The sequence below is a fragment of the Lysobacter sp. Root604 genome, assembly GCF_001427505.1.
GTDB lineage: Bacteria > Pseudomonadota > Gammaproteobacteria > Xanthomonadales > Xanthomonadaceae > Lysobacter.
In genome coordinates, this window is the sequence record NZ_LMGS01000009.1 from 606,078 (window position 1) to 618,339 (window position 12,262).

The window sequence follows — 12,262 nt, forward strand, 5'->3', positions numbered from 1 at the left end:
TGCGAACTCAGATGATGCCGCCGCCCATCGACAGGCGGATCACGCCGACCACGATCACGATGGCGTTGAGCACCAGGCCGGTCTTGGCGCGGCCGCGGTTCTGCTCGCGCGTGAACAGGATGCCGATCGCGGCGATGATGGCGCCGACCGCCGCGAACGGGATCAGCAGCCAATTGCCCCAGCCCAGCAGCGGAATCAGGGCGATCACCATCCAGATCATCGCGAGGATGCCCCAAATCAGGCTGATCAATCCCATCGTGCGTTCTCCCATGCGGGCGCGGATGCGCTCGCGACCATGATGCTGCCGAATCGCGGCGATTCAAGGGCTGGAGGGGGTGTCTTTCGGCACCCCTGGCGGGTGTGGGCGGCGACGCGGGTGGCGTGAGGGCACGCTGGGGCGGTTCGCCGTTGGCTCACCGCACCCCACGCTTCGCGCCGGCGACGCTCAGAGGTCGTGGACGCCGTCGATTTCCACGCGCAGTTCGCGCCGGCAGACCGCCGCCTGCAGCACGATGCGCTGGATGCCGGGCAGGCGCGCGTCCATCGCCGCCATCACCGCCGGCACTTCCTCGCGGTCGCGCACGTAGACCTTCAGGCGCGCGCCGGCGCCGAAGCGCGCCGGCAGCGACGGCCGTTGCGCGCGCGCGGCGGCGATCAGGCTGTCGAAGTTGGCCAGGGTCTCGTCGAGCTGGGTGTCGACCGAGTCGATGTGGCGCGACTCGTGGCCGACGATGGCCGCGGTGCCCGACAGCAGCAGCGGCATCGCGCTGCCCAGCGGCGGCAGCATCGCGCGCGCGAAGCTGGGCGGCTGCGGGCCGTATTGGCGCGGGTAGCGGTAGGCGCTGATCTGGCGCGGGTTCTCCAGCGGCGTGCCGGGCGTGCGCGAGGCCAGCCAGTACACCAGCAGGCGGCGGCTTGCGCCGGCCTCGCTGACTTTGCCGATCGCGGTCGCGGCCGGCAGCTGGCCGGGTTCGAAATCGCCCAGGCCGGCGGCGCGGCCGACGCAGAACACGCGGTAGCGCTCGGCGTCGCCCTGGCCGACGGTGATGCCGTCGAGGTAGTTCCAGATCCGCAACAGGTGCGGGTAGCCGCGCGCGCGGGTGAATTCGACCATGCGCGCGTAGATGGTCTCGGCGACCGCGGCGATGCCGTCGTTGACGTGCAGGCCCGGCGGTTCGTCCAGTTCCAGCGCACCGAACTGCAGCGCGCCGTCCTCCGACCAGGCCAGGTCGCCGTCGCGGCCGCAGGCCACCGGCGCCGAACCGCGCCAGACTTCCAGCTTGGCCTCGCCGTAAGGCTCCAGCGCCACGCGCAGATAGCGCGGGTCGTCGTGATGCGGGGCGTTCGCGCCGAAGCCGAACACCGCCAGCACGTCGTCGCCGGCCAGCGCCTGCGCGGGCGTGGCGTCGGTGTAGTCGACGCTGTAGCGCGGCGTGGCGGCCACCAGGGTCGCGGCCGCGCTCACGGGTTGCCCTGCTGCAGCGTGTCGCCGCGGAAATCGACGCCGACCTGGCGCTTGCGCCGCAACCAGCCGCGCAGCGCCTGCGGCGCCATGCGGATCGCGGTCATCGCATAGATGAAGCGGAACATGCGCAGGCGGCGCAGCACCGCCGGGTTGTCGAACACGTCGCCGGCCAGCATCGAGATCACCGCCTGTTCGACCTGCCAATAGTTGCGCGGCGCGCTGAACAGCGCGCGCATCACCGGCGTGGTGAAGCGGTAGATGAACCACTGGAAGTGCTTGAGGCCGCGCTTGAGGCGCTTGACCATCGCGCGCTGCAGCTCGGCCTCGCGCGCGGGATCGCGCAGCGCGCCGTCGACCACCTCGGCCGCCTGCTCGCCGCTGTTCATGCCCAGGTAGACGCCGGAGGAGAACACCGGATCGACGAAGGCGTAGGCGTCGCCGACCATGACCCAGCCCGGCCCGGTCATCCGGGTGCAGGTGTAGGAGTAGTTGCCGGTGACGTGGACCGCGCCGACGCGCTGGGCGCCCTGCATGCGCGCCCATACCTGCGGCTCGGACTCCAGGGTCTTCATCAGGAACGCCTCGGTCTCGCCGCGGCGCTGCTTGAGGTATTCGGGGAAGCACACCGCGCCGACGCTCATCACGTCCTTCTGCAGCGGGATCAGCCACATCCAGCCGTGCGAGAAACGCTGCACGGTGATGTTGCCGGCGTCCTCGCCGTCGCGGCGTTCGACGCCGGTGAAATGGCTGAAGATCGCCGCCGACTGGTGCAGCGGGTTTTTCTTCTTGAGCTTGAGCTGGCTGCCGAAGAACGCGTCGCGGCCGCTGCCGTCGACCACGTAGCGCGGCCGCACGGTCAGGGCGGCGCCGTCGGCGTCGCGCGCGTGCACCAGCGACGGACGCCCGTCGGCGCCGAACTCCACCTTCTCGACCTTGACCCGCTCGCGCGCGTCCACGCCGTTGGCCTGGGCGTTGCGGAACAGCAGTTGGTCGAATTCCTCGCGCTTGACCTGGTAGGCGTAGCCGAACTTGGGATCCAGCGCGCGCTCGAAGCGGAAGGTGTTGTAGTTGTGCTCGTCGATCGGGAACTCGGCGCCCGGCTTGTGGGTGCCGATGGCCTTGACCTGCTCGAGCACGCCCAGGCGCTCGAGGATGGGCAGGTTCATCGGCAGCAGCGATTCGCCGATGTGGAAGCGCGGGTGCGCGTCCTTCTCCAGCAGCAGCACCTTCCAGCCCTTGCGCGCGAGCAGGGTCGCGGCGGTGGTGCCGGCGGGGCCGCCGCCGATGACCAGGACGTCGGGGCTGAGTTCCGAGGTGGAGGCGGGGCTGTTCAGGTTTGCGTCCGGCGGGGCGTCGGCGGGGCCGGGCGCGGGGATGGTTGAGCTCATCGGAGAATGATAGCTCGCCGTTCGTGATCGCTGTCCGGGGCGGACCGGACCTGGGGACGGTTGCGCGCGGCCGCCCGATGCCGGATCGTGGCGCACCTTGCCGCCCGCCGTTGGATCGACCCGATGTCCGAACAGAACCCCGCCGAACGCGAACTCGCGCAGCTCCTGGTCGAAAGCCTGAACCTGGAGGATGTCGATCCGGCCCAAATCGACCCCGAGGCGGCGCTGTTCGGCGACGGACTGGGCCTGGACTCGATCGATGCCTTGGAGCTGGCCCTGGCGGTGTCCAAGCAGTACGGCTTCCAATTGCGCTCGGACAGCGAGGAAAACCGCCGCATCTTCGGTTCGCTGCGCGCGCTGTCGGCCCACATCGAACAAAGCCGGGCCGCCTGAGCGCGCCCGCGCCCGGCCGCCGCTCGCGCGCACGGACCGTCCAGCCATGACCGGCGCCGTGCTGCGGCTGCTGCTGGCGATCGCCTACCCCCTGCTGGCGCACTGGGCCAGCCACGACGGCGGCGGCTGGCCGGCGGCGATCGCCCTGATCGACCTGGCCCTGATCGTGCAGATCGAGGCCTTGCTGCACCTGCGCGTGGGCGCCTGGCTGCTGTTCGCGGCGATCGTGGCCGGCTTGGCCGCGATCGCCCACACGATCTATCCGCAGCTGTTGCTGCTGACCCCGCCGGTGCTGTTCACCGGCGCCCTGTCGTGGTGGTTCGCGCGCAGCCTGCGCGCGCCGCGCGAGGGCCTGATCACCCGCATCGTCGCCGCCCTGGACGCCTGCACGCCCAGCCAGTTGCGGGCCGATGTCTACCGCTACTCGCGCCAGCTCACCGCGATCTGGGCCTGGCTGCTGGGCGGGCTGGCGCTGGCCAACGCCGCGCTGGCGATGATCGCCGTGCCCGGCGGCGTGCTCGCGCGGCTGGGCCAGACCCCGCCGATCGCGATCAGCCAGGACCAGTGGTCGCTGTTCGCCAACCTGCTCAACTACGGCATCGTCGGCGGCTTCTTCATCGGCGAGTACCAGTTCCGCAAGCGCGTGTTCCAGGACCGGCCCTACCGCAATTTCTGGGATTTCCTGCGCCGCATGGGCGGGTTGGGCCCGGCGTTCTGGCGCAGCCTGTTCGACTGACGCCAGGATCGGCATGGCGTCACCGGCCGTGGCTTATCCTGTCGCCGGACCACCGCCGAACGCCTCCCGCATGGAATTCCGCATCGCCGCCGACCACCCCAGCCTGCCCGGGCATTTCCCCGGCCGGCCGGTCGTGCCGGGCGTGGTCGTGTTGGACCGGGTGCTGGACGCGATCGAAACCGGGCACGGTCCGCTGAACGGGCTGCGCCTGCCGCAGGTGAAGTTCGCCCAGCCGCTGCTGCCCGAACAGACCGCGCGCATCGAGCTGGACGGCGCCGCGCCGCGCTGGCGCTTTCGGGTGCTGCGCGGCGACACCCTGCTGGCCAGCGGCGAAGTCGTCGCGGACGCGCCGGCATGAGCGGCGAGCACTGGAAGCAGCGCCCCGAGGGCGGCAGCCCCTTCGCCCTGCGCGTGCTGCGCGCGATCGCCCGCCACGGCGGACGCGGCCTGGCGCGGCTGTGCCTGTACCCGATCACCGTCTACTTCGTGCTGGTGCGCGGCCCCGAGCGGCGCGCCTCGCGCGCTTATCTGGCGCGCGCCCTGAATCGCGCGCCGGGCCTGTGGGACGTGGCCCGTCACATCCACACCTTCGCCGCGACCATCCTCGACCGCTTGTTCATGCTCGGCGGGCAGATGCATTACTTCGACGTCCGGGTGAGCGGGCTGGAGGAGCTGCGCGCCCAGCACGCGCGCGGCGGCGCGCTGATCTTCGGTTCCCATCTGGGCAGCTTCGAGGCCCTGCGCGTGCTCGCGCGCAGCGCGCCGGAGGTGCAGGTGCGGGTGGTGTTCGACAAGTCGCACAACCCGGCCATGACCCAGTTGCTGGATTCGCTGGATCCGCGCATCGCCGCCGGCGTGATCGACGCCGGCCAGGACGGCCCGGCGATCGTGCTGGCGGTGAAGCAGGCCCTGGACGAAGGCGCGTTGGTGGCCTTGCTGGTCGATCGCGCGCGCCCCGGCGAGCCCTGGCTGCGCACGCCGTTCCTGGGCGCGCCGGCGCCGTTTCCGCTGGCGCCCTGGCTGGTCGCCGCGACCCTGAGGGCGCCGGTGCTGCTGGCGTTCGGCGTGTACCGCGGCGGCGCCCGCTACGATCTGGTGTTCGAGCCGTTCAGCGACGGATCGGCGATCGCGCGCCAGGATCGGGCGCGGGTGCTGGCGAAGATGGTCGAACGCTATGCCGCGCGCCTGCAGCACCACGCCTACGACGCCCCCTACAACTGGTTCAACTTCTACGACTTCTGGCATGCCGATGACGCGGTTCAAGACAGCACAGCGCAAGACAGCGGCGCCCATGAAGGCGGCAGCGCACCCGACGATCCGGCCGCGCCGCTGGGCCTGGGCGCTGGCGCTGGCCTGCGTCGCCGGCTCGCTGAGCGCCGCTCCGCCTGAGCCGGCCGCGAGCGGCTCAGGCGCGGCGGTGGACCCGGACTGGATCCTGGCGCGCCTGGCCCAGCCGGCGTCGATGCGCACCGCCTTCGTCGAGATCCGCGGCTCGGCCCTGCTCAAGGCGCCGCTGCGCCTGAGCGGCGAGTACCAGCGCCTGGAATACGACACTCTGGTGCGCGAGGTGCGCGCGCCCTATGCCGAGACCACCACCATCCGCGCCGGCGAAGTGAAGATCCAGCGCGCCGGCAAGGCCGCGCGCACGTTCTCGCTGGCGCGCGCGCCGGAACTGGCCGGCCTGCAGGCCAGCTTCGGCGCCCTGCTGGCCGGCGACCGCAAACGCCTGGAGCAGCAGTACCTGGTCGCCGCCGAAGGCACGCGCCAGCAGTGGACCATGACGCTCACGCCGCGCAGCAGCGCGGTCGCGGCCAAGCTGCAGGGCATCACCCTGCGCGGGCGCGGCGCCGAGCTGCGCTGCATCGAAGCGCGCCCCGCGCGTTCGGACGCCAGCGGCGGCATCGAACTGCAGCGCACCTTGCTGGCCGGCGCGGCGCGCGAAGCGGCCAACGTCACCGACGCCAGCCAATTCGCGGCGCTGTGCCGCGGCCACGGCGCCGCCCAGCGATGACGCCGGCGCGTCGTCTCGCCCTCGCGCTGCTGTGGCTGGCCGCGCTGGCGCTCGCGGGCTGGGCGATCAGCGGGCACCTGGAGCTCAGCGGCGATCTGCGCCGCTTCATGCCCAGCGCGCGCACGCCCGCGCAGAAGCTGTTGATCGACGAACTCGGCGAAGGCCCGGGCTCGCGTCTGCTGTTGGTGGCGTTGTCGGGCGACACGCCGCAAACGCTGGCGGCGCAGTCGCAGGCGATGCGCGCGGCGCTCGCGACCAAACCGGAATTCAAGCTGGTCGCCAACGGCGCCGACCTCGGCCTGGACGCGATCCCCGAACGCCTGCGCCCGTACCGCTACCTGTTGTCGCCGACCTTGGACACCCAGGCCTTCGACGCCGCCTATCTGGGCGAGGAGCTGCAGGCGCGCGTGCAGGATCTGGGCTCGCCGGCCTCGGCGATGCTGGAGCCGCTGCTGCCGAACGATCCCACCCTGGAAACCCTGAAGCTGGCCGAGGCCTGGCAGCCGGCGAACGCGCCGCAGCGCTTGCATGGGGTCTGGTTCGACCGCGCCGGGCGCGAAGCGCTGCTGGCGCTGGAAACGCGCGCGGCGGGCTTCGATCCCACCGGCCAGCAGGCCGCGGTGGACGCGATCCGTGCCGCGTTCGCGCAGGCGCGCGGCGCGTCCAAGGCGCAGCTCACCCTGAGCGGGCCGGGCGCGTTCTCGGTCGAGATCGGCGGCCGCACCGCGCGCGAGGCCAGCCTGATCGGCACCATCGACAGCCTGGTGTTCGTGCTGCTGCTGTGGCTGGCCTATCGCAGCTGGAAAGCGCCGCTGCTGGGCGGCCTGCCGCTGGCCAGCGCCGGTCTGGCCGGCCTGGGCGCGGTCGCGCTGATGTTCGATGGCGTGCACGGCATCACCGTCGCGTTCGGTTTCACCTTGATCGGCGTCGCCCAGGACTATCCGATCCATCTGTTCAGCCATCAGCGGCCGGGCCTGTCGCCCTGGGCCAGCGCGCGCGCGCTGTGGCCGACCCTGGGCACCGGCGTGGCCTCGACCTGCATCGCCTATCTGACCTTCCTGGTCTCCGGCGTGGACGGGCTCAAGCAGTTGGCGGTGTTCACCATCGTCGGCCTGGGCACGGCCGCGCTGACCACGCGCTTCCTGCTGCCGGCGCTGATCGATCCGTCGCCGCGCGACGCCGCCGATTCGGCCTGGCTGGCGCGCGCCTGGGCGGCGCTGGCGCGGCTGCCGCGTCTGCGCGTGCCGGCGATGCTGGCGCTGGCCGCGCTCGCGCTGGGCGTGGCCTGGCTGGCGCCGGGCGCGTTCTGGCAGAACGATCTGGCCAAGCTCACCCCGGTGCCGGCCGACGCGCTCGCGCGCGACGCGCAACTGCGCGGCGAGCTGGGCGCGCCCGACGTGCGTTACGTGATCGCGTTGGAGGCCGGCGATGCCGAGGCCGCGCTGCGCGCTTCCGAACGCCTGCTGCCGGCGCTGCAAACCTTGCGCGCGCAGGGCGCGATCGCCGGCTACGACCTGGCCGCGCGCTATCTGCCCAGCGCGGCCACCCAGCGCGCGCGCCAGATCAAACTGCCGGGCGCGGCCACGCTGGATGCGGCGCTAGCCTCGGCGGTCGCCGACAGCCCGTTCCGCGCCGATGCCTTCGCCGGTTTCGCTGCCGACGTCGCCGCCGCGCGTAGCGCGCCGCCGCTGATCGCGGCCGACCTGGACGGCACGCCGCTGGCGGCCAGCGTCGCCGGCCTACTGCTGCAGCGGCCCGGCCACGCCACCGCGCTGGTCTCGCTGAACGGATTGAAAGACCCGGCCGCGGTCGCGCGCGTGGCCAGCGCGCACGGCGCCCAACTGCTGGATCTCAAGCAGGCCTCCGAGTCGCTGGTCGCCGCCTACCGCGGGCGCGTGCTGTTGGCCCTGGGCCTGGCGGCGTTGCTGCTGACGCTCACGGTATGGATCGCGCTGCGCTCGCCGCGGCGGGTGCTGCGGGTGCTGGCGCCGATGGCGCTGACCACGCTGTTGATTCTGGCGGTGCTGCGCGGGCTGGGCATCGAGCTCAACCTGTTCCATCTGGTCGCGCTGATCCTGGCCGCCGGCCTGGGCCTGGATTACGCGCTGTTCTTCGACCACGCCGGCGACGACTACGCCGAACAGCTGCGCACCCTGCACGCGGTGATCGTCTGCAGCCTGACCACCTTGCTGGTGTTCGCGCTGTTGGCGTCCTCGTCGATTCCGGTGCTGCGCGCGATCGGCGCCACGGTCGCGCTGGGCGTGGCCTTCAACTTCGTGCTCGCGCTATTGATCGTGCGCGAGCCGGCGAGCATGCGGGAGCGCGCCGATGCGCAGCCGTGAGGACATCGCCGCGCTGATTCCGCACCAGGGCACGATGTGCCTGTGGGAGGAGGTGCTGGACTGGAACGCCGACGCCATTCGTTTGCGCAGCCACGGGCATCGCGATCCCGCGCATCCGCTGCGCAGCCACGGCCGCCTGCGCGCGCTGCACCTGTGCGAGTACGGCGCGCAGGCGATGGCGGTGCATGGCGGCCTGCTCGCGCGCGCGTCCGGCGGCGCGGCACGCCCCGGCTTTCTGGTGGCCTTGCGCGGCGTCGAACTGCGCGTGGCCCGCATCGACGATCTGCCCGGCGCGATCGAGGCGCAGGCGCGCAAGCTGGTCGACGGCGGCGACAGCTGGCAATACGAGTTCGACGTGCATCACGAGGGCGTCGTGCTCGCCCGCGGCCGCGCCGCGGTGATGCTGCGCCCGGACTGAGCGTTCACAGCGCCGGCGGCGGCGCGTTCCAGGTAGATGTCGCGCGGGTTCGCGCCGCCGCTACCGGAGAACCGCCATGAGCCTCGAGTTCGAATTGCTGAGCGTGGAGCCGTATCAGGCCGACGGCCAGTTCGGCCATCGCTTCACCTTGCGCATCGCCCTGCAGGAGCGCGACAACGCGCGCCTGAACTGGATCGAGCGCACCGACCGCCCCTACGTCGAGGGCATGGCGCCGGATACCTGGACCGACCTGTTCCAACTGGTGCACGGCCAGTCGATGGTGTTCAACGGCTGGAACCAGAGCCAGGACGACAGCGGCGCGGTCACGGTGAGTTTCGTGGATCCGCCCTCGATGCGGATGGAGCCTTACGCGCAGCGCACGCTGCAGTTCTGGATCGTGGTGCTGGACGGCAACGGCGAGGACTGGGCGGTGTGGGAGGGCAGCCAGCAGCTGGCTTGCAGCGACACCGGCGCGATCGTCACCCAGACCCTGGCGCAGACCGCCAACAGCAGCGGCGACGACGGCGATCCGCCGTATCCGGAAGGTTTCGCGCCGTACTGAGCCGGCGCGCACCCGGCCGCCGCGCCCGGTCGCGACGCTAGCGCGCACGCCACCGTGTCCGCGCAGGGCGCTTTCGCCGCAGCCGCGCTGCGGGGACAATCGCGGTTTCCGCCGCCGCGAGCCCTGCGCATGAGCCAGTCGTCCTCCACCGCCCGTCGCGCCCTGGTCACCGGCGGCAGCGGCGATCTCGGCGCGGCGATCTGCGCGCGCCTGGGCGCCGACGGCCTGCACGTGATCGTGCACGCCAACGCCAATCCCGAACGCGCCCAGGCCACGGTCGCGGCGATCCGCGAAGCCGGCGGCAGCGCCCAGGCGGTGGCCTTCGACGTCGCCGACGGCGAGGCCGCGCGCGCGGCGATCGAGGGGCTGCTGGCCGACGGCCCGGTCCAGGTCGTGGTCAACAACGCCGGCGTGCACGACGATGCGCCGATGGCCGGCATGAGCGATGCGCAGTGGAAGCGCGTGATCGACATTTCGCTGCACGGCTTCTTCCACGTGACCCAGCCGCTGCTGCTGCCGATGGCGCGCACGCGCTGGGGCCGGATCGTGAGCGTGTCGTCGGTGGCGGCGGTGCTGGGCAATCGCGGCCAGACCAACTACGCCGCGGCCAAGGCCGGCCTGCACGGTGCCTCGATGTCGCTGGCGCGCGAAATGGCCTCGCGCGGGATCACCGTCAACGTGGTCGCGCCGGGCGTGATCGAAGGCCGCATGGCCGCCGACGCGTTTCCGCCCGAGACCCTGCGCCAGCTGGTGCCGGCTGGCCGCGCCGGCCGCCCGGACGAGGTCGCGGCCCTGGTCGGCTTTCTGTGCTCGGACGCGGCCGGCTACATCAACGGCCAGGTGATCGGGATCAACGGCGGCATGGGTTAGGGGCCGGGAATCGGGATTGGCGATTCGGGATTCGGGATTGGGGATTGGGGATTGGGGATTGGGGATACTGGAAGGGCTACGGCCACCAGCATGGTTTCGATCCGTCATCCCCGCGAAGGCGGGGATCCAGTGACTTGGTTCTCCTCCGCCCGCGACGACAGCCGATCGAAGCCGTGCACTCCCGTCGTCGTCGCACCCGCCCCCATCACCCCACCCGTCGGCCCGCGACGCCCGTTCGGCGCGCCGTCACCCCACCTCCCGGGGTCGGGGGTAGCATGGCCGCAACTGTCCACCCGCGGAGTCGCGCCATGCGCCGTCGTCTCGCTATCGCCCTGCTGATTCCGATGCTGGCCGCCTGCGCCAGTTCGCACGTCCTGGTCGGCTCGCCGCGGCCGCCGATCGATCCGGCTCAGGTGCGCGTGTACTTCGCGCCGCCGCCGGGCGGTTACGAGCAGATCGCCACGCTGCAGAGCAACAGCGGTGCGTTCACCTACGGCGAACAGAACAAGATGAACTCGGTGATCGGCAAGCTGCGCACCGAGGCCGCCAAGCTCGGCGCCAACGGCGTGCTGTTCCAGGGCACCGAGGACGGCTACGGCGGCGGCGGGGTCAGCGTCGGCGCCGGCGGCGGCCGTTACGGCGGCCGCAGCTTCAGTTCCGGCGGCGTCGGCATCGACATCACGCCGCGTCAGAAGTACGGCCACGGCGTCGCGATCTGGGTCGCCAATCCGCCGCCGCTCGGCGATCCCGGCCCGAGCGCGCCGCTGCCGCCGGTGCCGCCGCGCAACTGAGTCGCGCGCGTCCTAGCGCCGCGTGCCTTGTGCGCGTGGCGCGTCGGGCAGCGCCGCGCGGCCGGCGAACAGGCTCAGCAGCGGCGAGGTCATCACCGTGGTCGCGATCGCCATCGCCAGCAGCATGGTGAACAGCTCCGGCCCGATCAGGCCCGCGTCCAGGCCGACCTTCATCACGATCAGCTCCATCAGCCCGCGCGCGTTCATCAGCGCGCCCGTGGCCAGGCTGTCGCGCCAGCCGTAGCCGGCGATGCGCGCGCCCAGCGCGCCGCCGGCGATCTTGCCGGCCACCGCCACCACCAGGATCAGCGCCAACGCGCCCAGGCCTGCGCCGACGAAGGCCTCGGCGCGGGTGTTGAGACCGGCCAGGGCGAAGAAGATCGGCATCAGGATCACCACCGCCGCGTATTCCAGGCGCTCGGTCAGGGTGCGCAGCAGGCGGTCGTCGCGCGGCAGGCAGGCGCCGAACACGAAGGCGCCGAACACCGCGTGCAGGCCCAGCCATTCGGTCAGCGCGGCGCAGGCGAGCAGCCCGATCACCAGCGCGGCCAGCATCGCCACCGAGGGATGGCCGTCGGGCGCGTAGCGGCGCAGCAGGGCCGCGTAGGCGGGCTTGAGCACGCCGAAGGCCAGGCCCAGCAGCGCCAGCAGGCCGATGCAGATCTTGGCGAAGCCCCAGGCGCCTTCGCCGCTGCCGACCAGGGCCACCACCAGCGCCAGCACGATCCAGGCGAACACGTCGGCGATCGCCGCCGAGCCCAGCGCCAGCCGGCCCAGGCGGGTCTGGCTGAGGCCGCGGTCCTTGAGGATGCGCGCCATCACCGGGAAGGCGGTGATCGACATCGCCGCGGCCATGAACAGCGCGAACGGCCAGAAGCCGACGCCCGCTGGCGCCAGCGGATGCAGCCAGGGCGACACCGCGATGCCCAGGACCACCGGCAGCAGCACGCCGAACAAACCGACCGCGCCGGCCTCGCGCAATTGCGCGCGCACGCCGTCGGGCGCGCGCAGCTCGGCGCCGACGATGAACATGAACAACACCAGGCCCAAGGTCGACAGCGAGCCCAGCGCCGGCAGCGAGGCCGGCGCGAACAAGGCCGCATGCGCCTCGGGCAGCACCGCGCCGAACACCACCGGGCCGAGCACGAAACCGGCGGCCATCTCGCCGACCACCGCGGGCTGGCCGAAGCGCTTCAGCACCGCGCCGCAGGCGCGCGCCACCACCAGGATCACCAGCAGTTGCAGCAGCAGGGTATGGGTCATCGGCGCGGCTTCCGGTGTCGTGC

At 72.1% G+C, this 12,262-nt stretch carries 14 protein-coding genes; 10 read left to right on the plus strand and 4 right to left on the minus strand.

Going from position 1 to position 12,262, the window contains the following annotated elements:
- Nucleotides 1-7: 7 nt before the first annotated feature.
- The 3 genes from ASD69_RS11060 to ASD69_RS11070 all read right to left on the minus strand — a co-directional run bounded on the left by ASD69_RS11060 (nt 8) and on the right by ASD69_RS11070 (nt 2,853).
- Complete coding sequence (locus tag ASD69_RS11060; protein WP_056177780.1) at nt 8-256, minus strand: hypothetical protein; 249 nt, start codon at nt 254-256, stop codon at nt 8-10.
- A 189-nt stretch (nt 257-445) separates the two neighbouring features.
- Nucleotides 446-1,465, minus strand: a complete 1,020-nt coding sequence (locus ASD69_RS11065) for a hypothetical protein (protein WP_056177782.1) — start codon at nt 1,463-1,465, stop codon at nt 446-448.
- A complete protein-coding gene (locus ASD69_RS11070) occupies nt 1,462-2,853 on the minus strand; it encodes an NAD(P)/FAD-dependent oxidoreductase (protein WP_082576428.1) in 1,392 nt (463 codons plus the stop codon). Before ASD69_RS11070 ends, ASD69_RS11065 begins: the two co-directional genes overlap by 4 nt.
- Nucleotides 2,854-2,976: 123 nt before the next feature.
- On the opposite strand from ASD69_RS11070, the gene ASD69_RS11075 reads away from it, so the two are divergent.
- The 10 genes from ASD69_RS11075 to ASD69_RS11120 all read left to right on the plus strand — a co-directional run bounded on the left by ASD69_RS11075 (nt 2,977) and on the right by ASD69_RS11120 (nt 10,976).
- Nucleotides 2,977-3,246, plus strand: a complete 270-nt coding sequence (locus ASD69_RS11075) for a phosphopantetheine-binding protein (protein ID WP_056177784.1) — start codon at nt 2,977-2,979, stop codon at nt 3,244-3,246.
- Between the two features lie 46 nt (nt 3,247-3,292).
- A complete protein-coding gene (locus ASD69_RS11080) occupies nt 3,293-3,982 on the plus strand; it encodes a hypothetical protein (RefSeq protein ID WP_056177786.1) in 690 nt (229 codons plus the stop codon).
- 70 nt (nt 3,983-4,052) lie between these two features.
- Nucleotides 4,053-4,340: a dehydratase gene (locus ASD69_RS11085; RefSeq protein WP_056177788.1), complete on the plus strand. Its 288-nt coding sequence runs from the start codon at nt 4,053-4,055 to the stop codon at nt 4,338-4,340.
- The gene (locus tag ASD69_RS11090) at nt 4,337-5,371 is read left to right on the plus strand and encodes an acyltransferase (protein ID WP_056177791.1); all 1,035 of its coding nucleotides are present in this window, start codon (nt 4,337-4,339) and stop codon (nt 5,369-5,371) included. The genes ASD69_RS11085 and ASD69_RS11090 overlap by 4 nt, the downstream gene beginning before the upstream one ends.
- The gene (locus ASD69_RS11095) at nt 5,274-5,993 is read left to right on the plus strand and encodes a LolA-related protein (RefSeq protein ID WP_304438365.1); all 720 of its coding nucleotides are present in this window, start codon (nt 5,274-5,276) and stop codon (nt 5,991-5,993) included. Before ASD69_RS11090 ends, ASD69_RS11095 begins: the two co-directional genes overlap by 98 nt.
- Complete coding sequence (locus ASD69_RS11100) at nt 5,990-8,335, plus strand: MMPL family transporter (RefSeq protein WP_056177793.1); 2,346 nt, start codon at nt 5,990-5,992, stop codon at nt 8,333-8,335. The genes ASD69_RS11095 and ASD69_RS11100 overlap by 4 nt, the downstream gene beginning before the upstream one ends.
- Nucleotides 8,322-8,753: a hypothetical protein gene (locus tag ASD69_RS11105; protein ID WP_056177795.1), complete on the plus strand. Its 432-nt coding sequence runs from the start codon at nt 8,322-8,324 to the stop codon at nt 8,751-8,753. Before ASD69_RS11100 ends, ASD69_RS11105 begins: the two co-directional genes overlap by 14 nt.
- Before the next feature lie 76 nt (nt 8,754-8,829).
- Complete coding sequence (locus ASD69_RS11110; protein WP_056177797.1) at nt 8,830-9,315, plus strand: hypothetical protein; 486 nt, start codon at nt 8,830-8,832, stop codon at nt 9,313-9,315.
- 129 nt (nt 9,316-9,444) lie between these two features.
- Nucleotides 9,445-10,185 carry a 3-oxoacyl-ACP reductase FabG gene (gene fabG / locus ASD69_RS11115; RefSeq protein WP_056177799.1) on the plus strand — a complete coding sequence of 247 codons (741 nt, stop codon included), beginning with the start codon at nt 9,445-9,447 and terminating at the stop codon, nt 10,183-10,185.
- Nucleotides 10,186-10,493: 308 nt separating this feature from the next.
- Complete coding sequence (locus tag ASD69_RS11120) at nt 10,494-10,976, plus strand: hypothetical protein (protein ID WP_200943984.1); 483 nt, start codon at nt 10,494-10,496, stop codon at nt 10,974-10,976.
- Nucleotides 10,977-10,988: 12 nt separating this feature from the next.
- Here ASD69_RS11120 and ASD69_RS11125 read toward each other — a convergent pair whose 3' ends face one another.
- Entirely contained in the window at nt 10,989-12,239 is a 1,251-nt protein-coding gene (locus ASD69_RS11125) for a cation:proton antiporter (protein WP_056177801.1), read from the minus strand.
- Nucleotides 12,240-12,262: the final 23 nt, after the last annotated feature.